General features: G+C 66.5%; 14 protein-coding genes. 3 read left to right on the forward strand and 11 right to left on the reverse strand.

All coding sequences use genetic code 11. From position 1 onward, the window contains the following. Nucleotides 1-25 precede the first annotated feature (25 nt). From purM to AC6JAM_RS10895, 3 genes are read right to left on the reverse strand one after another with little or no spacing between them, the layout of a single operon-like run. A complete protein-coding gene (purM, locus tag AC6JAM_RS10885) occupies nt 26-1,171 on the reverse strand; it encodes a phosphoribosylformylglycinamidine cyclo-ligase (protein ID WP_018772125.1) in 1,146 nt (381 codons plus the stop codon). Continuing rightward, nucleotides 1,168-2,838 (reverse strand): amidophosphoribosyltransferase, encoded by a 1,671-nt coding sequence (gene purF, locus AC6JAM_RS10890; protein ID WP_018772124.1) that lies wholly within the window; start codon nt 2,836-2,838, stop codon nt 1,168-1,170. Before purF ends, purM begins: the two co-directional genes overlap by 4 nt. Nucleotides 2,839-2,895: 57 nt before the next feature. Continuing rightward, nucleotides 2,896-3,210 carry a hypothetical protein gene (locus AC6JAM_RS10895; RefSeq protein WP_018772123.1) on the reverse strand — a complete coding sequence of 105 codons (315 nt, stop codon included), beginning with the start codon at nt 3,208-3,210 and terminating at the stop codon, nt 2,896-2,898. A gap of 320 nt (nt 3,211-3,530) precedes the next feature. Between AC6JAM_RS10895 and AC6JAM_RS10900 the strand changes: the two genes are divergently transcribed. The 3 genes from AC6JAM_RS10900 to AC6JAM_RS10910 all read left to right on the forward strand — a co-directional run bounded on the left by AC6JAM_RS10900 (nt 3,531) and on the right by AC6JAM_RS10910 (nt 7,743). Continuing rightward, a complete protein-coding gene (locus AC6JAM_RS10900) occupies nt 3,531-4,637 on the forward strand; it encodes an S-(hydroxymethyl)mycothiol dehydrogenase (RefSeq protein WP_497934650.1) in 1,107 nt (368 codons plus the stop codon). Next, nucleotides 4,634-5,254 carry an MBL fold metallo-hydrolase gene (locus AC6JAM_RS10905; protein WP_497934651.1) on the forward strand — a complete coding sequence of 207 codons (621 nt, stop codon included), beginning with the start codon at nt 4,634-4,636 and terminating at the stop codon, nt 5,252-5,254. Before AC6JAM_RS10900 ends, AC6JAM_RS10905 begins: the two co-directional genes overlap by 4 nt. Nucleotides 5,255-5,394: 140 nt before the next feature. Beyond that, a complete protein-coding gene (locus AC6JAM_RS10910; RefSeq protein ID WP_497934652.1) occupies nt 5,395-7,743 on the forward strand; it encodes an FdhF/YdeP family oxidoreductase in 2,349 nt (782 codons plus the stop codon). 77 nt (nt 7,744-7,820) lie between these two features. Here AC6JAM_RS10910 and AC6JAM_RS10915 read toward each other — a convergent pair whose 3' ends face one another. The 8 genes from AC6JAM_RS10915 to AC6JAM_RS10950 all read right to left on the reverse strand — a co-directional run bounded on the left by AC6JAM_RS10915 (nt 7,821) and on the right by AC6JAM_RS10950 (nt 20,372). Continuing rightward, a complete protein-coding gene (locus AC6JAM_RS10915) occupies nt 7,821-8,039 on the reverse strand; it encodes a hypothetical protein (RefSeq protein WP_497934653.1) in 219 nt (72 codons plus the stop codon). Nucleotides 8,040-8,173: 134 nt separating this feature from the next. Then, complete coding sequence (locus AC6JAM_RS10920; protein WP_497934654.1) at nt 8,174-9,652, reverse strand: HNH endonuclease signature motif containing protein; 1,479 nt, start codon at nt 9,650-9,652, stop codon at nt 8,174-8,176. A 499-nt stretch (nt 9,653-10,151) separates the two neighbouring features. Beyond that, on the reverse strand, nt 10,152-12,659 hold the full coding sequence (locus AC6JAM_RS10925) for a GcvT family protein (RefSeq protein WP_268002063.1): 2,508 nt from the start codon (nt 12,657-12,659) through the stop codon (nt 10,152-10,154). Between the two features lie 256 nt (nt 12,660-12,915). Next, nucleotides 12,916-14,328 (reverse strand): MFS transporter, encoded by a 1,413-nt coding sequence (locus AC6JAM_RS10930; RefSeq protein WP_497934655.1) that lies wholly within the window; start codon nt 14,326-14,328, stop codon nt 12,916-12,918. A gap of 529 nt (nt 14,329-14,857) precedes the next feature. Next, nucleotides 14,858-16,189: a molybdopterin molybdotransferase MoeA gene (locus tag AC6JAM_RS10935; RefSeq protein WP_497934657.1), complete on the reverse strand. Its 1,332-nt coding sequence runs from the start codon at nt 16,187-16,189 to the stop codon at nt 14,858-14,860. A gap of 157 nt (nt 16,190-16,346) precedes the next feature. Then, nucleotides 16,347-17,252, reverse strand: a complete 906-nt coding sequence (locus AC6JAM_RS10940) for a bifunctional 5,10-methylenetetrahydrofolate dehydrogenase/5,10-methenyltetrahydrofolate cyclohydrolase (RefSeq protein WP_018771781.1) — start codon at nt 17,250-17,252, stop codon at nt 16,347-16,349. Then, nucleotides 17,249-17,875, reverse strand: coding sequence for a cyclodeaminase/cyclohydrolase family protein (locus AC6JAM_RS10945; protein WP_134165081.1), 627 nt, complete (start codon nt 17,873-17,875; stop codon nt 17,249-17,251). The genes AC6JAM_RS10940 and AC6JAM_RS10945 overlap by 4 nt, the downstream gene beginning before the upstream one ends. A gap of 4 nt (nt 17,876-17,879) precedes the next feature. Beyond that, complete coding sequence (locus tag AC6JAM_RS10950; RefSeq protein ID WP_478222814.1) at nt 17,880-20,372, reverse strand: GcvT family protein; 2,493 nt, start codon at nt 20,370-20,372, stop codon at nt 17,880-17,882. Nucleotides 20,373-20,374 lie beyond the last annotated feature (2 nt).

Genomic DNA, 20,374 nt, shown 5'->3' on the forward strand with positions numbered 1-20,374 from the left:
GCAGTGGGGAGCCTCCAGCAGTTGGCTAGGCGTAGGCGTTGACCAGGCGGACAGCGCCGCCGTCCACGCCCTTGGCGCCCTGGACGTAATCCGGGCCGGACTTCAGGATGGAGTCCGAATCCTCGGTGACCGTGCCCATGATCCAGGACGGCAGGCCCCGGTCGTTCAGGCGGGCAACGGCGGCGTCGGCAGCTTGGGGCGACACGATGGCCACCATGCCCACGCCAAGGTTCAGGGTGCGCTCGAGGTCCGCCAGGGGCACGTTGCCCAGCTCCGAGACCAGCTTGAAGATGGCCGGCAGTTCCCAGGTGGCGCGGTCCACGGTGGCCACGAGGCCCTGGGGGAGGACGCGGGCCAGGTTGGCGGCCAGGCCGCCGCCGGTGACGTGGCTGAAGCCGTGAACAGCCGCTTCGGCGCTGACCGGGAAGGTGCGGGCCAGGTCCAGGCAATCGGCCGCGTAGACGCGGGTGGGTTCCAGGAGTTCCTCACCCAGGGTGCGGCCCAGTTCGGACACCTGGCGGTCCAGGGCCCAGCCGGCGTGGTTGATGACCCGGCGGACCAGCGAGTAGCCGTTGGAGTGGAGGCCGGAAGAGGCCATGCCGATCACGACGTCGCCCGCACGGACGCGGTCCGGTCCCAGCAGGGCATCGGCCTCGACCACGCCGGTGGCTGCGCCGGCAACGTCGTATTCGTGCTCGCCCAGCAGGCCCGGGTGCTCGGCAGTCTCGCCGCCCACCAGGGCGGTGCCGGCCACGGAGCAGGCGGCCGCGATGCCGCGGACAATGCCCGCGATGCGTTCCGGGACCACCTTGCCGCAGGCGATGTAGTCGGTCATGTAGAGCGGCTCGGCGCCTACCACCACGATGTCATCCACCACCATGCCCACAAGGTCGAACCCGATGGTGTCGTGGATGTCCATGGCCTGGGCGATGGCAACCTTGGTGCCCACGCCGTCGGTGGACGTGGCCAGCAGCGGCCTCTTGTAGGTCAGCAGCCGGGAAACGTCGTAAAGGCCGGCGAAGCCGCCCACCCCGCCGATCACCGAGGAGTTGTGGGTTGCCTTGACGGCATCCTTCATGAGCTCGACGGCGCGGTCCCCGGCTTCAACGTCCACGCCTGCGGAGGCGTAGGTGATGCCGGAGTTGTTTGCGGCGGGGCTAACGGAAGTCATACGGACTCTTTCTTATCGGCGCTGGTGGCGGCGGGTACGTCGGGCACAAGGTCGGCTTCGGTCAGCAGGTTCTCGAATTCTGAGTCCGGGCCCGGATCACAGCCGGTAGCCCCGGCCTTCTCAGCGGGGTCCTCGGTGGCGTCAACGGCCAGGGCGGCGGTTTGGCCGGGAAGCGCGGACGGGGAGGGCTTCAGGCCGCCCAGGTCGGTGCGTTCCAGGAGGTTCTTTCCCAGCTTGTCCGCATCCGGGAGCTTGATGGGGTACTTGCCGGTGAAGCAGGCGGTGCAGAGGCGTTCGCGCGGCTGGCGGGTGGCACCGATCATGCCGTCCTCGGAGATGTAGGCCAGCGAGTCTGCGCCGATGGCTTGGGAGATCTCCTCAATGGTGGCGCCGTTGGCAATCAGTTCGGCCCGGGAGGCGAAGTCGATGCCATAGAAGCACGGCCACTGCACAGGAGGGGAGGAAATCTTCACGTGCACTGCGGCGGCGCCGGCCTCCCGGAGCATCCGCACAATGGCGCGCTGGGTGTTGCCGCGGACGATCGAATCATCCACCACCACAACACGCTTGCCGCGGATCACGGATTCAAGGGCGTTGAGCTTGAGTCGGATGCCCAGCTGGCGCAGGGTCTGGGAGGGCTGGATGAAGGTACGGCCCACGTAGGAGTTCTTGACGAAGCCGTGCGCGAACGGGATGCCGGATTCTTCGGCGTAGCCAACAGCCGCGGGGGTGCCGGATTCCGGCACGGGGATGACGATGTCCGCCTGCTGCGTGTTTTCGCGGGCCAGCTGGCGGCCCATCTCCACGCGGGACTCGTACACGGAGCGGCCGGCGATGGCCGCGTCCGGGCGCGCGAGGTAGACGTACTCGAAAACGCAACCTGCCGGCGTCGGCTCCGCGAACCGCTTGGACCGCACGCCTTCCTCGTCGATGGCAATGAACTCGCCCGGCTCGATCTCCCGGATGAAGCTGGCGCCCACGGTGGCCAGGGCGGACTGCTCGGAGGCAACCACCCAGCCGCGCTCCAGCCGGCCCAGGACCAGCGGGCGGATGCCGAAGGTGTCACGTGCAGCGTAGAGCGTGCCCTCGTCCATGAACACGAAGCAGAAGCCGCCCTTGATCTTGGGCAGGAGTTCGGTGGCGGTTTCTTCCAGGGTCTTGCCGGGCTCGCCCTCCAGCAGGGCGGTGACCAAGGCAGTGTCAGAGGTGTTGCCCTGCTTCATTTCGCCGGTGAGGTGGCCGCCGTTGCGCTCGGTGATCATGGCATTGAGCTCGGCGGTGTTGGTCAGGTTGCCGTTGTGTGCCAGGGCCACCGTGCCGGTGGCGGTGGCGCCAAGGGTGGGCTGCGCATTGGCCCAGTGGCTGGCGCCGGTGGTGGAGTAGCGGCAGTGGCCCACGGCCAGGTGCCCGGTCAGGGTGTTCAGCGTGGTCTCGTCGAAGACCTGGGACACGAGGCCCATGTCCTTGTAGACGTTGATCCGCTTGCCGTCGCTGGTTGCTATGCCCGCCGACTCCTGACCGCGGTGCTGCAGTGCATACAGCCCGTAATAGGTAAGTTTTGCTACCTCTTCGCCTGGGGCCCAGACGCCGAAGACGCCGCAAGCGTCCTGCGGGCCTTTTTCGCCGGGGAGAAGATCATGGGAAAGTTTTCCATCGCCGCGTGCCACTGGTCGATTATCTCACGATATGGGGTATGACTTTTCCGGCCGCCCGTTTGTGACTTGCTACGCCTGGGGATCGGTGTCCGGCTCCGAGTCGGGAACGGCCTCCACGACGGCCCGGTCCTGCCGCTTCAGGCTGCGGCGGTCCAGGACCAGCGCCAGTGCGGCGCCCAGGATTGCGCCGCACGCGGCAAACATCACCAGGAAGAATCCGAAGACAGCGCCGGGGTCGAACGTTGCATCGCCCGGTACCGCGTAGGCAACCACTGCGGCTGCAGCAACACCCACCAGCGCACCCAGGACCAGGAAGGGAACGTACTTGGGTGCCCGGCGGACGGTTACTTCGCGCCGCTCGGCAGCGGATTCTTCAAAAGCCATGCCATCAAGCGTACTGCCGGAGATTTTGGGGACATAACGGGGCGTACGCCGCCATTGAGCGCCCCGGGCGACCAAAAACGCCCAGGCGGCCAATGCCGGACGCCTATCGCCCCGCTGCCCTGCAACTGATATATCTATTGACACGAGGTGTGGCCGCTGTCATATTGCTAGGTAGCGCTATGTGCATTCTGTTGTGCATTACGCAATTGTTCAGGGGTTGGTAGGCCCAAGACCCCGTCCTTGAACAGCTGCGTCAGCTAGATTGGCACACGTCGCCGACTTACCGGACTGCCAAGGTCCAGGAAAGGAACACAAGAACAATGGTCCACAAGGTTCAAGCTGTCATTGTCCGGGAGAAGGACGCCCCTGTGTCGTTGGAGACCATCCTGGTGCCGGATCCGGGGCCGGGGGAAGCCCTGGTGGACATCCTGACCTGCGGCGTCTGCCACACCGACCTGCACTACAAGCAGGGCGGTATCGGAAACGACTTCCCGTACCTCCTGGGCCATGAAGCCACCGGTGTGGTCAGTGCCGTTGGCCCGGATGTGACCTCGGTGGCCCGGGGTGACCGGGTCATCCTTAACTGGCGTGCCGTCTGCGGGCAGTGCCGCGCGTGCGCCAAGGGCCAGCCGCAGTACTGCTTCAACACGCACAACGCCACGCAGAAGATGACCCTGGAGGACGGAACCGTGCTTTCGCCGGCCCTGGGCATCGGCGCCTTCGCCGAGAAGACGCTGGTCGCCGCCGGGCAGTGCACCAAGGTGGACCCGGACGTTGACGCAGCCGCGGTGGGCCTGCTGGGTTGCGGCATCATGGCCGGCATCGGCGCCGCGATCAACACCGGCGAGGTCAAGCGCGGGGAATCCGTGGCCGTCATTGGCTGCGGCGGCGTGGGCATCGCTGCGGTCGCCGGGGCCAGGCTGGCCGGTGCGACGACGATCATCGCCGTGGACATCGACGACAACAAGATCGACATGGCCAAGTCGCTCGGTGCCACCCATGGCGTGAACTCGCGCCGGGAGGACGCCGTGGAGGCCATCCGTGCCCTCACCGGAGGCCACGGAGCGGACGTGGTGATTGACGCCGTCGGCCGCCCTGAAACCTACAAGCAGGCCTTCTACGCCCGCGACCTTGCCGGCCGCGTGGTCCTTGTGGGTGTGCCGACGCCGGAGATGACGCTTGAACTGCCGCTGCTGGATGTCTTTGGCCGCGGCGGATCGCTGAAGTCCTCCTGGTACGGCGACTGCCTGCCCTCCCGCGACTTCCCGATGCTCGTCTCGCACTACAAGCAGGGCAACCTGAACCTCGACGCGTTCGTGTCCGAGCGGATCACCATCGACCAGGTGGAGGAAGCGTTCGGCAAGATGCACGAGGGCAAGGTGCTGCGCTCCGTCGTCGAGGTCCAGCCGGCAGGGGCGTCCGCATGAGCGTCACCATCGAAAACCTGGTCACCTCCGGCACATTTTCGCTCGACGGCGGCACCTGGGACGTGGACAACAACGTCTGGATCGTGGGCAATGACGAGGAATGCATCATCATCGACGCGCCGCACGACGCCGCCGCGATCATCAACCAGGTCCGCAACCGGAAGGTGAAGGCCATCCTGCTCACGCACGCGCACAACGACCACATCGGTGCCGCACGCGAGGTCGCCGATGCCCTGGGCGCACCGATCCACCTGAACAAGGAGGACCTGGTGTTGTGGGAGCAGGTCTACCCGGACGCCACACCGGACCACTACCACTCCGACGGTGACGTGTTCCAGGTGGGCGGGGCAACCCTGAAGGCAATCCACACGCCCGGCCACTCGCCCGGGTCCACCTGCTTCTACCTGGAAAGCGAGGGGACGGTCTTCACCGGGGACACGCTGTTCAACGGCGGCCCCGGCGCCACCGGACGGTCCTACAGCGACTACCCCACCATCCTGGCCTCCATCCGCGAACGGCTCCTGACCCTCCCGGCCGACACCGTGGTCCGCACCGGCCACGGCGGGAACACCACCATCGCCGCGGAGCAGGAAACGCTGGCGAAGGTAGCCCAGTAGCAAGCGACATTCAGTAAGGTGACGTGCCGGAGAAAGGCGCGCCGGGAGGCCCGGCGCGCTTTTCACTGGCCCTCGAACACCACTCGCCTTCGAACACCACTCACCTTCGAACAACACAGGCCGGTAAGGAAGTTGGAACGATGAAGTTCGGTAAGCAGCCCGCCCCCGTCGCGGACATCAATGAGGACAACCTTGAGGTCCACAAGCCCAAGACCGAGGCCGCCGGCGTCAAGGCCGTCATGGTTGCCCTGGAGCGTGCAGTCGCCCAGGCAGGGGTGGCCCGCACGGCGCAGTCACTGCTGCGGTTGAACCAGCGTGGCGGCTTCGACTGCCCGGGCTGCGCGTGGCCGGAATCGGACAAGAAGCGCAAGACGGCCGAGTTCTGCGAGAACGGCGCCAAAGCGGTGGCCGAGGAGAACACCCTGCGCACCGTAGGTGCGGAGTTCTGGGCCAGGCACTCCATTGCCGAGCTTTCCACCAAGACCGAGTACTGGCTGGGCAACCAGGGCCGGCTTTCCGAACCGGTGGTGATCCGGGAGGGCGAGACGCACTACTCGCCCATCTCCTGGAATGAGGCGTTCGAGCTGATCGGGGAGCACATCCGGGCCAGCACCCCGGACCGCTGCGTCTTCTACACCTCCGGACGCACCGCGAACGAGACTGCCTTCCTCTACCAGTTGTTCGCCCGGTCCATCGGGACGAACAACCTGCCCGACTGCTCCAACATGTGCCACGAGTCTTCCGGCTCGGCGCTGAACCCGACCATCGGCATCGGCAAGGGCACGGTGTCCCTGGACGACATCCACGACGCCGAACTGATCTTCGTCGTCGGCCAGAACCCGGGCACCAACCACCCCCGCATGCTGTCCGCGCTGAAGGAATGCAAGGACAAAGGCGGCAAGGTAGTGGCCGTGAACCCGCTGCCAGAGGCGGGCCTGTTCAACTTCAAGGACCCCCAGACCGTCTCCGGCGTGGTGGGCGGCGGCACCCCGCTCGCGGACGAATACCTGCAGATCAAGGTGGGCGGGGACCTGGCGCTGTTCCAGGCGCTCGGCCACCTGCTCCTGGCGGCTGAAGAAGCCAACCCGGGCACCGTCGTCGACCATTCCTTCATCGCCGCGCAGACGGACGGATTCGACGCCTACCGTGAAGCCCGCCGGACTCTGGACTGGGACGAGACCGAGCGGGCCACCGGCCTGTCCCGTGGGCAGATCGAGAAAGTGGCGTCGATGCTGGTGGCGTCCAAGGCGTCCATCTTCTGCTGGGCGCTGGGCGTGACGCAGCAGCCACACTCGGTGGACACCATCAAGGAGATGGTCAACGTGCTGCTGCTGCAGGGCAACTTCGGCAAGCCCGGCGCCGGCGCCTGCCCGGTCCGCGGGCACTCCAACGTCCAGGGCGACAGGACCATGGGCATCTGGGAGAAACCCAAGGAATGGCTCCTGCAGGCCCTGGACAGCGAGTTTGGAATCACCTCCCCCCGGCACCACGGCTACGACGCCGTGGAATCCATGGAGGCGTTCGAGCGCGACGAGGTGGACGTGTTCGTCTCGATGGGCGGCAACTTCTCGCTCGCCTGCTCGGACACCGAGGCCCTGGAAGCCGGGATGCAGCGGATCGGCCTGACCGTGCACATCAGCACCAAACCCAACCGCTCCCACATCGTGCACGGCCGCACCTCGCTGGTCCTGCCCACCCTGGGCCGGACCGACAAGGACGACAAGCACCCCAACGGCGCACAGTTCCTGTCGGTGGAGGACTCCATGTCCGTGGTCCACTCCACCCAGGGCCGCCTGACCCCTGTCTCCGAGCACCTGCTGGCCGAGCCCGTCATCGTGGCGCGGATGGCCGAGGCGACCTTCGGCCCGGACCACCCCGTCAACTGGAAGGCCATGGCCGAGGACTACGACGTGATCCGCGACCACATTGCCCGCGTGCTGCCCGGCTTCGAGGATTTCAACGCCCGGGTCCGGACCCAGAACGGCTTCGTGCTGCCCAACCCGCCCCGCGACACCCGCTCCTTCGCCACCGACATCGGCCGCGGCCGGTTCACGGTCAGCCCGCTGGAATACCTCACCCCGCCGCCGGGGCACCTGGTGCTGCAGACCATCCGCAGCCACGACCAGTACAACACCACGTTCTACGGCCTGGATGACCGCTACCGCGGCATCTCCGGCGGCCGCCGCGTGATCCTCATCCACCCCGACGACCTCGTCGAGCAGGGCTTCCAGGACCGGGAACTCGTGGACGTAGTCAGCACCTTCCAGGGCGTGGACCGCCGCGCGGACAAGTTCCGGTTGGTGGCCTACCCGACTGCCAAGGGCTGCGCCGCGGCGTACTTCCCCGAGGCCAACGCCCTGGTCCACAAGGAGAACGTGGCCCGCATCTCCAACACCCCCGGCTTCAAGGCCATGTTCGTCCGCTTCGAACCCCACAAGGGCGAGGACGCGGTGGCCGAAGAGGCAGGATTGCTGCAGGCCAGCGTGTAGATGGCGCGACAGAGCGCCCCTGCGTCCCCGGCTGGATAACAGCGGGGAGGCGGGGGCGCTCTTCCGTCGTTTACGGCCTAAACAGGGTTGTTTCCGTGGGGCTCGGCCTCCGGATGCAGGTCCTTGCCATAACCGCTGGCCGAGGCAAGCCCCGACACCTGCTGGCCGGCGTTCGTTTGACCGGGGGCAAACTGCCCGTCCTGTGGGTCCTGGGCTTCCCCCTCCGACCCGGGTGCGACATCCTGCCGCAGGTGCTCGTCGGAAGGAACGTTCTTGGATACCTCTTCATCAGCCATGCCAACAGCCAAACACTTGGGTCATAACGGCGGCAAGGGGTAAACGTGGGCCGCGTTCCGGCCATGCTCCCGGCATACAGTCCGCCCAGTAGAACCGTGGGGCACGTCCAAAACAGACCGGGGTGCAGCAGTCCTCATACGGGGGCGTGGAGGAACCGTTCCAAGGCTTCTTCTCCCGGGGACAGCGGAATGAACGCAAGGTCCGGTGGGCCGCCGAGTGACCTTCCGGGGGGTCCCACTATCCGTTTGAACCACTGGGGCCACCATGGTGGTTCCCAATCCTGGTGTTCGGACGTGTAATGGCGGCCGGTGGGTGAGGTCCAGCCGGGTGGTTCGTTCCTGGTGGCCGGGGTGGGTGTCCAGCCGGTGCTGTGCCGGAGTTTGTGGTGTTTTCGGCAGGGTTGTCCCAGGTTGGAGATCCCGGTGGTGCCGCCGTTGTTCCAGGCGATGATGTGGTCGGCGTCGTTGTCGAGTGAATTGTTGCTGCAACCGGGGAACGGGCATTTTCCGTCCCGCAGCCGCAGCCAGGCCCGCATCGCGCCCGTGACCCTGTAGCTGGTCCGCCCGATCTCCAGCGGCGCCCCGTCCCGCGGATCCACCAACACACGGTAGAACGAGCTGGCGCCGTTGGCGACGAGTTGCCTGGCCATGGACGGCGGGATGGGCCCGTAGCCGTCGAGCATGGCTGGTTCATCGGTCAACCCCATCAGCGAGGACACCGGGACGGTGACCAGCACCTGCGCTTGGATCCGTGGCGATGGGACATGTGCTGCTTCACCGTCTTCAACATCCCCGGTTGCGGTGCCGCTGCCCAGAATCGCGTCGGCGAAGGTGTCGGCCCGGAGCTGGGGCATGCTGCGGGGCTCGTCGGGGCCCTGCATGCTCCGGGCGAGGGCGGTGAGCCGGTTCCAGCCGGCCAAGGCTTGGTGGGCGGGCAGGTGTGCGGAGAGCCAGGCCATGCCGTCCTGGTCCGGCCGGAACTCCACCCGCCGATCCGCCACGGACTTAGCGTGGCGTTTTCCGATGCTCTCGGCATGGTGGCGTTCCCGCCAAATCCTTGCCTTGGCCCTGAACCGGTGCGCGGGCATCTGCCCGGCCGGGCAGCCCCGTGCCGGGTCCGGGGCGCCCGGGTCCAGGAAGTGCCCTTCCAGTGCGGCGGCACCGGCGGCATCAAGGCTGGCCGTCTCGTCAACCATGGCCAGGGCATGCTGCCACGACAGGTCCCCGGCTTCCAGTGCCGACAGCGTCCGGGGCAGCGTGGTGGCCAGGGCGTGGGAGGCGGCCAGGAACGACGACGCGGCCCGCGGCCCCAGAGACAGCACACACCCGACCTCAGCCGCGACAGCCATCTCCTGCGCCTGCACCGAAGCATCCGGCCCGGCAACACGATGGGCGCTGTCCGAGTACGTCACCGCGGCCTTCGCCTTCAACGCCGCGAACCCTGCCTCCACTTGACGGGCCCCGGCAAGAATATCAAGGCAACCATCGGCGAGCCCCGCCAAGGGATCAGCCGGCGAGAACGGCTCGGGACCGTGCCCCTCCACCTCGGCATGAAGCACAGCAAGGGCACCACGGATATCCGCATATGCCTTGGCCACCGCTGCTTTCCCCATGAACTAATCATCGGGGGAGGGTCTGACATTAAGAGGAGCGGCCGGACCTTTCACCGGCAGGGGAGATCGGAGCTAAACGACGGCTCCGTCATGGCGCTGCACCCGGCGGGAACGGCGGGGGAGGCGCCAGGCCCAGTACGCAATCATGAGTCCTGCCGTCGCTGCCCCTCCCGCGTATGTCGACGGCGAGCGGGAGGACCCAGGGACGGGCCGAACAACAGGAGCGTCAGCGAGGTCACCATCACGCAGACCGCGGCGAACGTCCAAGGGCGGCGGCCCGGGCGCTGCTGAATCACGGCAGTGACGCCAGAATGTCATCTGGCCACACCCTGGTCAGCACGCTGTTCCCCCAAACACCTGTTCCCTCAAATTTGTTGTTGCTCCGGTGAGTCTACGACACGGTTTTGCCGCGCGAATCAGTGCCCTCCCCGAGGCACCAAAAAGGGTGGGTGGTCCTGCCGGTCTCAAGCAGGTCCACCCACCCTTTGGGCGGGGCTGGTCAGCCGCGGAGGCGTTCCATGCCCGGGTCAAAGAGCGGCTCCGCAGTGACGGTGGCGGCCACCCGCCGGCCGAAGTACTCGATCTCCACGGCGTCCCCTTCGGACACTGACGAGGGCAGCCAGGCGTAGGCGATGGGCTTGCGGATGGTGAAGCCGTACGCCGCGCTCGTGACGTACCCAACGGCTTCCCCAGCCACAAACACCGGTTCCTTGCCCAGCACCACGGACGTGCCGTCGTCGACCGTCAGGCAGCGCAGTGTCTTGGCCGCCGGCTGTTCGCGGAGCGACGCCAGGGCCTCGGCACCAACAAAGCCCGTCTTGTCCTTGGCCACGGAGAAGCCAAGGCCGGCCTGGTAGGGGTGGTGCTCGGACGTCATGTCCGTGCCCCACAGCCGGTAGCCCTTCTCAAGGCGCATGCTGTTGAAGGCACCGCGGCCGGCGGCGACGATGCCGTGCTCCTGGCCCGCCTCGAACAGCAGGTCCCAGAGCTTCAGCCCATATTCGGCCGTGGTGTAGAGCTCCCAGCCGAGCTCGCCCACGTAGGAGAGCCGCATGGCCGTAACGGGGATGCCCCCAACGGAGATTTCCTTGGTGCGGAAGTACTTGAGGCCGTCGTTGCTGAGGTCGTCCCCGCTGACCTTGCCGATGACCTCGCGGGCCAGCGGGCCCCAGAGCCCGATGCAGCAGGTGCTGCCCGTGATGTCGGTGACGTGGACCCACTGGGCAGGATCAGCGGCCGACTGCTTCCGGGCCTCCACCCGGAGGTAGTCGAAGTCAACGTTGCTGTTGACGCCCAGCTGGAACTCCTCCTCGGCCAGCCTGGCCACGGTCACGTCACTGCGGATGCCGCCGTCGTCCGCCAGCAGCAGGCAGTACGTCACGGCACCCGGCTTTTTGGCGATATTGCCCGTGCTCAGGCGGTGCAGCAGTGCTTGGGCGCCGGGGCCGGCGACGGAGAGGCGCTTCAGCGGCGTCATGTCGAAAAGTCCGACGGCGGTGCGCGTCTTCCACGCTTCGGCCGCGGAAATGGGGGAGTGGAACATGGCGGACCATTCGTCGCGCCCAGGAGCCCGCCATTCTTCCGGCAGTTCGGCCAGGAGTCCGCGGTTGGCTTCGAACCAGTGCGGGCGCTCCCAGGCGGCGGACTCCAGGAAGAAGGCCCCGAGTTCCTTCTGGCGGACGTTGAACGGGCTGACGCGCAGGTCGCGCGGGGATTCGCGGGGCTGCAGCGGGTGCAGGACGTCGTAGATCTCCACGAAGTTCTGCTGCGACGTCTCGCTGACGTACGCGTCGGAGGTCTGCACCTTCTCGAAGCGTGTCAGCTCGCAGCCGTGCAGGTCGGTCTGCGGCTGGCCGTCGACGAGCAGTTCGGCCATGGCCTTGGCGACGCCGGCCGAGTGCGTGACCCACACTGCCTCGGCCACGAAGAAGCCGTCGAGGTCCGGCGCCTCGCCCATGAGCGGGCCGCCGTCAGGGGTGAACGAGAAGATGCCGTTGAAGCCGTCCTGGATTCCGGTGCTGCGCAGTGCCGGCAGCAGGTCCTGGCTGTCCTCCCACGCGGGCACGAAGTCTTCAAGGGTGAAGTCCAGGCGGGAGGGCATGCGGTGGTCGGACATCTCCCCGGCCGGGACCTTGGGCAGTGCAGCCATGTCCACGGGCATGGGACGGTGGGCGTAGCTGCCGATGCCAATGCGGTCGCCCCACTCGCGGTAGTACAGGTCCTTGTCCTGGTAGCGCAGAATCGGCTTGCTGGCACCCTTCGGAAGCTCGTTGACGCCCTCAAGTTCGGCAAGGGGCGTGGTGACCACGTACTGGTGGGCCAGCGGCAGCAGCGGCACCTCCAGGCCCACCATCCGGCCGAGCTCACGGCCCCAGAACCCTGCGCAGGACACCACGATGTCGGCTGGAATCACACCGGAGGAGGTCTCGACGCCGGTGACCTTGCTGCCCTCCCGTGCGATGCCGGTGACGGTGGTGGAGCCGAGGTAGGTGACACCGAGTTCGCGCGTCCGCTCGATCAGCAGCTGCACGGCCCGGGCCGCCAGGGCGATACCGTCGGTGGGGATAAGCAGGCCGCCCAGGACCTCGCGGCCGTCGGTAAGCTTGCCGGTGTTCAGCAGCGGGTAGATCTTTTCGCATTCGTCGGCGTCCACGATCCGGCTTTCGACGCCCCAGGAGGTCATCAGGCCCATCTTGCGCTTGAGGTCGGCCAGGCGCTCTGGGGTGGTTGCCAGTTCCAGGCCGCCCACTTGGTTGAAGCAGGACTGGCCGTCCTTGGTCAGGGCGAGCAGCTTGTTAACGGTGTAGGTTGCGAATTCCGTCATGGTCCTGGACGGGTTGTTCTGGAACACGAGGCCAGGGGCGTGCGACGTGGAGCCGCCTGCGAGCTCCAGCGGGCCCTGCTCGACGACGGTGATGTCGTTCCAGCCGCGGCTTGCCAGCTCGTCGGCGAGGTTGGTGCCGACGATGCCGGCTCCGATAATGACGACGCGGGGTGATGCGCTCATAATTCTTGGTTCTCCTGGTTGGTGCTGAAATCCGCCTGGCCGGGGTGATGAAGTTCGCTTCGCTATGAGCAACGCGCATCACTATATGCAACAGGGTGTCTCAGCTCACATAGGATGTCAAGGGTTTCCTGCTTTGTTGCGGGGATGGGCGGTGCTGTGATCACAGGCGGCGAAGAGGCCCCCGCCGCTGGTGCGGCGAAGGCCTCTTTGGTGCAGCTCCGGTTATCCGGCGGCGTGTGTCCGTGCGGTCCCGGTGTCAGTGGCAGAAGTCTGCTGAAATCTCGGCGAGGGTGCGCCCTTTCGTCTCAGGCGCGAGCCATTGCGAGAGGACTGCGCCGAGTAATGCGACGGCGGCGGCTACGACCATGGTTGCGCCCATGCCGATGTTGGCGATCGCCCATGGCAGGGCGAAGGTGCCGAGTGCGGCTCCGATCCGGCTGAAGGACGCAGCGAAGCCCATACCGACGCCGCGCAGGTGGCCGGGGAATACCTCGGCCGGATAGACCTGGGTCATCGTGGTGTAGCCGGCATTGAAGTAGGAGAAGGCGAGAAACAGGACGAGCACGAGGATCGCTGGTGCGTTCCCCCATACTCCGATGACCAGCAGGATGCCCGCGCAGAGCCACTGCCCGGGCACAGTGAGGATTCGGCGGCCGAGCTTATCAATCAGAAGTACGCTGGTGACAACGCCCGCGACCGCAAGTGCGGACAGGCCGACTCCACCGGCCCAGCCGCCGCCGAAGCCGAATTGGTTGAGTACCTCGTCGGCGAAGGTCGCGATCGCGAAGTACGGAGTGACCGCGCAGAACCAAAAACCTGCAGTGAAGACAGTGGCGCGCCAGTACTGCCTCGAGAACAGCATTCCGAAGGAGGCGTTCTTGATTTTGGTCCCACTCTCCGCGGCTTGGGCCTCCTGGAGCATCCTCAGATCCATCTCTCCGGTGATGCTGTCGTGCATCTGCGGCGATTCGACATATCGGTGTGCGATCTCGAGTGCTTCCTTGTGCCGTCCCTTAGTAATGAGCCAGCTCGGCGATTCGGGGAGGCCCATGCGGGCGAGGAACAGAACGAATGCCAGTATCGTGCTCGTGCCGAGTACTAGGCGCCATGGGGTGCCGGCGTCGTGCAGGAGCGTGCCGATGATGAATGCCATCATGAAACCGACGTACCAGGCGATCAGGGTCAGCCCGAGCAACCGCCCGCGGAGCTTGGGTGGGGAGAACTCTGACAGCAGTGGCCCACCGATTGAGTACTCGCCGCCGATCGCGACGCCCATCATGAATCGGATGATGGCCAGCTGGATCACGGCGCCGTCTCCAGAGGTTACGAAGAATTGGGCTCCTGAGGCGACCAGGAACAGGCCCATGTCCACCAGGAACATTGGCTTGCGTCCGAACTTGTCAGTAGCCCAGCCAGCCAGCGGGGAGCCGATGAAGATACCAGCCAGCGGGCCTGCAGCGATCATGCCCAGCGATAGTGCGTCGAGCTGGAGATCTGACCGCATGGATCCGGTGACCGGGCCGATGATTCCGAGGATGTAACCGTCGAGGAACATCCCGCCTATGAAGACCGCTACAAGCCGCATCATGAAGCGGCGCTTGAACTTGGAGCTGGTCTCTTTTGATGAGGAGGTGTCGACGGGGGCCGTCGTCTTGGTTGGATTGATCATTGAGATTCGTTCCCTTCCGGCTTCAGCGCAAACCGCTGAAGGTGCCAGAGCGCTGTTTCCTGGACCCACGGACAGGCTTCGGCGTCGTTCCCCGGTTCCGGCGCCCCGCGCTGCTTTGATCGATGGTGCTGCCATCCCTGATAGTCATAGACAGTTTCCTTTGGTGATCTGGCGCTGCCGCATGGATACTGGCAGCGTTGTGCGGCCGATGCACGGGCCAGGGCCCCTTTCGGATCGGCCATCATGAATTCGTTCGTCTGTTCCCCAAAGTCATCACGGGTGGAGCCGGGGGACGGGAGGAGCGTATCCGGGCGTGCCTCGTTCCGTGATGATCAACAACCTTCGCTGTATGCAACAAAATCGTGCGCTAGCTCACATTCAATGTCAAGAGTGTGACCCCCTAAAGGCAAAGTGTGTAGGCGCTCCTGCTGGGGACTCCGGGTCACACCAAAGGCCCTGACCGCTGGGACAGGGAGACCTCTGCCATATCGAGTGCCTGGTGAGGGGGTAAACAGGGCAAGCCTGTGCGTCAGGGTGGGATGGTGGCCTCCGCTCCGGGTGTCCTTGTGGTTTCTGGTGCTGCCCACGGAAGCGGGAGCACGGGAACGGGTCCCCCGGAATCTACACCCTGGGGTGGAACGGCCATGACCGCGTCCGCCCAGGCAAGCCCGCGCATCATGCCGGGCCCGGTGTGCTGGACTGGGAACGCAAGGCCGGACAGGAACCGGCAGGGGACCAGGCGTGTCCTTCCCGGATCGCCCTCGAGGTCGCAGCCGGACATCACGAGCTGCAACGGAGGCAGCTGCGCGCCCCCAAGCGAGGCCATCAGCGGTGCGCCCAGGGTGAGGAGGGCCATCATGGCCGCCAGGGGATTGCCGGGCAGGCCAATGACGAACCGGCCGCCGGGAAGCGCGGCGAGCACTGCCGGGTGCCCGGGACGCATCGCGATGCCGTCCACCAGCAACTGCCCGCCCATGGCGTCGACGGCGGCACGGAAATGGTCGGTGCCGGATTTTCCGGTGCCGCCGGTGGTGATGAGCACGTCTGCGTGCCCGCCATGGGGCATCACCGGGTTCTCCAGGGCAGCCAGCCAATCGCTGAACGAGTCACCGATTCTTTGCGGGCTGTCCGCAACACCGCCGAGCAGGGAAACCACGTGTCCGAGCTGCGGGCCAAAGGTGTCCCGGACCTGTCCCGGGCCCGGAATTCCTTGCGTCACCACTTCGGCGCCGGTGAGTACGACGGCGGCAGCGGGCCGGGCGCGGACCTGGACGGTGTCGTGCCCTGCCGCCGCAGCCAGGGCCACGTGCGCGGGATTAAGGACGGTGCCGGCAGGGATGAGTACGTCCCCTGACCGGGCTTCCTGCCCGGCAGGGCGGATGTGTTGGCCGCTGCACGGCTCACCGGGCTTCGCATCGGCACGCAGCGCCAGGATGTGGTTGCCGTTGGGGTCCCGCACGGCCAGGCCGCTTTCCTTCCGCAGGACGGCATCGGCACCGTGCGGTACCAGGCCGCCGGTGGCAATCACGGCGGCACTGTTTGCAGGCAGGAATCTGTTGCCTGCAGGCACCGGGGAGGCGTGCTGGCCGGCTCCGGCCAGCAGCCATGGACCAGGCCCGTTCACGGCCCAACCGTCCATGGCGGACGAGGCATAATGCGGGAGGTCCTGGAGGGCGGTGACATCCCGGCTCAGCGTGCGTCCATTGGCTTCAGCGAGCGGGACTGCCACGGGCGGGAGCGGACCGGCGGAACCGAAGGCCACATGGCGCGCTTCGGACCACGGTATGCACCCGCGTTCCGGGATGGGACCCGGCGCAGCCGTGCTCCTGGAAACGGTGGCTGTCAATCCATTGGCAGGCATCCGGGGCCCCTCCTTGTTAAGTCACCGGCACCATGCCGGTTGCGGGGTCCCGTTTTCCGAAAACGGTGCTTCGATGAGGAATACCTCCCCAGGTCTTAGGCCCATCGAAGCACCTTTCACGGAAAACGGGACGCCCGTTGCTAACGCTGCGCTTTTCCTAGCCCGCGGCTTCCAGGACCTGGGACTCCAGGGGCCCGGCCGCCAGCGGCAGGGAAGACACTTGCCTGCGTGCGGCCTCCACGGTGTGAAGCAGCAGCAATGCCGTGGTCACTGAGCCCACGCCGCCGGGAACCGGGGTGAGCGCCGCTGCCGTCCCGGTGACGCCGGCTTCGTCCACGTCACCCACCAGCGAGCCGTCGGGAAGGACGTTCGTGCCGACGTCGACCACTACCGTCCGGGAGGAGACATGGCTACCGGTCAGCAGGCCGGCGCGTCCGGCGGCGACCACCACGACGTCGGCATCCTTCGTGTAGCGCTCAAGAGGGCCCGACCTGGAATGGCAGACCGTCACGGCGGCATCGCGTGCCAGCAGCAGGAGGGACAGTGGCTTGCCCACCACGGCGGACCGGCCCACGACCACCACGCCCTTGCCCGCCAGGGGAACCTGGTAATGATCCAGGATTTCGACGACGGAGCGCGCGGTGGCGGGCGCAAAGGCCGGCTGCCCCACGGCAAGGCGACCCAGGCTCAACGGATTTGCGCCGTCAATGTCCTTTTCCGGGGCGATAAGGCCCACCAGGTTGTCCGTCCGGACACCGGGCGGCAGTGGAGTTTGCAGGATGATGCCGTTCACGGACGGTTCGGCGCTCAGGTCCCGCAGGACGCTGGCCAGCACCGGTTCCGTTGCGTCATGGCCCAGGTCGATGATCCGGCAACCCACTCCTGCCCGCTCCGCTGCCCGCTCGATGGAGCGGACGTACCAGTGCGTTGACTCATCGGCGGTCGCCATGACCACCGCCACGACCGGGCGGACGCCGTCCAGTTCAAGCGACCGGACCTGCTCCTGCACTTCCTTGTGGAACAAACCGGCCAAAGGCTTTCCGGAAAGTACTGCGGTGCTCAACCAAGGATCCTTTCCCGCACGCGGGCCGAGAGGGCCTCAGCCGCCAGGACTACCTTTTCCTCAATACCGTCCGTCTGCCGGGCAAGCAGCGCGCGTGCCTCCGGGTCCTTGACCGCCACGACGTTGATGTCGATGTTGACGCGCGCGGTGGCGGCAGCTGCGCGGGCGGCATCGGCAGCCGCTGCCACGTCGCTGATGACGTTCGCGTTGGCCACGTCGAACAGCTCCGTGGCGAGGTCCACGATGTCGCCTGAGACCTTGATGAGCTGGGCGGGTGTCTGTGCAGCCTGGATGAGTGCCGACTGGATCCCGGCCGCGCGCGCGGCCTTGGACTCATCCGTGTCGGACGGCAGCCTGTAGGAGTCGATGACTGCCTGGAAGGCCTGTTCGTCCGCGTCGGCCAGGCGCAGTGCCTCGGTAATGAGATTGTCTGCTGCCTGGGTAATGCGCTGCACCTGGGGTGCGTGCTGTTCGTACCTGGCGCCTGTGGTGTAACGCGCCACCATGGCCACCAGGGCTGCACCCTGGGCCGCATGCAGGGCCGCGGCTGCACCGCCGCCCGGCGTGGGCTGTTTTGCGGCCAGGCGTGTGAGGTAGCTGCTGACTGTCTCTGAGCTGATCATGGCACTACCCGCGGAGCCGGGTCATGGTGGGGTCGTACAGCGGGTCCTGGGTCACCGTGGCAACGATCCGGCGTCCGAAGTACTCGATCTCCACGGAGTCGCCGATCGAAACTTCGGCGGGCAGGTAGGAATAGGCGATCGGTTTCCTGACCGTGTAGCCGTAGGCGGCGCTGGTCACGTAGCCAACTGCCTGGTCCTTGTAGAACACCGGTTCCTTGCCGAGCACCAGGCTGCGGCCGTCGTCGACCGTGAGGCAGCGCAGGCGCCGCGCGGAGTTCTCCTCCGTGCGGCCTTCCAGGGCCGCCTTGCCGACGAAGTTGTCCTTGGCCATCTTCACCGCGAAGCCCAGGCCGGCCTCGAAGGGGTCGTGCTCGGTGGTCATGTCCGTGCCCCAGGAGCGGTAGCCCTTTTCCAGGCGGAGCGAGCTGAACGCGGCCCGCCCGGCAGCGATGACGCCAAACGGCTGGCCGGCCTTCCACAGTGCATCCCAGAGCCGCTGTCCGTTGTCGGCGCTGGTGTACAGTTCCCAGCCCAGCTCACCGACGTAGGACAGGCGCATGGCGGTAACGGGGACGCCACCGATGACCACCTTCTTGGCGCGGAAGTATTTCAGGCCATCGTTGGAGAAGTCATCACTGCTGACGGTGCTGACGAGGTCGCGGGCGAGCGGGCCCCACAGGCCGATGCAGCAGGTGCCGCCGGTGGTGTCGCGGACCTGGACCCAGTCGTCGGCGCTGCCGCTTGCTGTCTGGTGGCGGGCTGCGCGTTCAAAGTAGGCGGTGTCGATGTTGCCGTTGGCACCGAGCTGGAAGGTGTCCTCGCTGAGGCGGGCCACGGTGATGTCACTGCGGACCCCGCCCTGCTCGTCCAGGAGCAACGTGTAGGTGACGGCTCCGGGCTTCTTGTTCATTTCCGCGGTGGTCAGTTCCTGCAGCAGCTTCAGGGCGCCCGGTCCGGAGATTTCGAGGCGCTTGAGCGGGGTCATGTCGTACATGGCGACGGCGGTGCGCGTCTTCCATGCCTCGGCCGCGGCAATAGGCGAGCTGAACATGCCGGACCAGGAATCACGGGCCGGCGGCTGCCAGTCAGCGGGCATCTCCTTGAGGAGCTCGGCGTTGGCCTCGAACCAGTAGGGCCGTTCCCAGCCGCCGCCTTCCAGGAAGTAGCCGCCCAGCTGCTTGTGCCTGGCATGGAAGGGGCTGACGCGCAGGTTGCGCGGGGAGAGCTTGGGCTGCAGCGGGTGCAGGACGTCGTAGATCTCCACGAAGTTCTGCTGCGAGGTTTCGCTGACGTATTCGGGGGTCAGCTGCACGTCCTCGAAGCGGTGGATGTCGCAGTCGCCCAGGTCGATGGAGGACTTGCCGTCCACCAGGAGTTCGGCCACAGCGCGCGCGATGCCGGCGGAGTGGGTGACCCAGACGGCTTCGGCCACGAAGAAGCCGTCGAGTTCCCTGGACTCGCCAACGAGGGATCCGCCGTCGGGGGTGAAGGAGAAGATGCCGTTGAAGCCGTCCTCGATCTCGCTTTCGCGCAGGGCGGGCAGGATCTGCTTGGTGGCTTCCCACGCGGGGAGGAAGTCCTCGAGGGTGAAGTCCAGCCGGGACGGCATGTTGTGCTCGCTGATCTCATGCGGCTTGAAGCTGCCGAGTTCGTCGAGGTCCACGGGCATGGGCTTGTGGGCGTAGGAGCCGATGCCGTAGCGGTCGCCGTGTTCGCGGTAGTAGAGGTCCTGGTCCTGGTGCCGGAGGATGGGCAGCCGGGCGCCGTTGGGCAGTTCGTTCTTGCCCTGCTGTGCCGGAACCGGGGTGGTCTTGACGTACTGGTGGGCCAGGGGCAGCAGCGGCACGGACATGCCGATCAGCTCGCCCACCTTTGCACCCCAGAAGCCGGCGCAGGAGACCACGATGTCTGCCGGGATCACGCCGTCGGGCGTCTGGACGCCGGTGACCTGCCTGCCGGACTGTTCGATGCCGGTCACAGTGGTGTTGCCCAAGTACTTGACGCCGGCCGCTTCGGTGCGCTTGATCAGCAGCTGCACCGCCCGCGCCGCGCTGGCCAGGCCGTCGCTCGGGACGTGCAGGCCGCCGAGGATGTCCTCATCGTTGATGAGCGGGTAAAGCTCCTTGCATTCTGCCGGGGAAAGAATGGAGCCTTCGATGCCCCATGCCTGCGCATAGCCGAGCTTGCGCTTCAGGTCCGCGAGGCGGGTCTCGGTGGTGGCAACCTCCAGGCCGCCCACCTGGTTGAAGCAGCTGACGCCGTCTTCGGTGAGGGACAGCAGTTTCTCCACGGTGTACTTGGCGAACAGCGCCATGGACTTGGAGGGGTTGGTCTGGAAGACCAGTCCCGGGGCGTGCGAGGTGGAGCCGCCGGGCATGTTGAGGGGTCCCTGGTCCAGGACGGTGATGTTGTTCCAGCCGCGCGTGACGAGTTCATCCGCGAGGTTGGTGCCGACGATGCCGGCTCCGATAATGACAATGCGTGGTGACGATTCCAAGG

The organism is Arthrobacter sp. GmRoot5-12 (assembly GCF_059739365.1).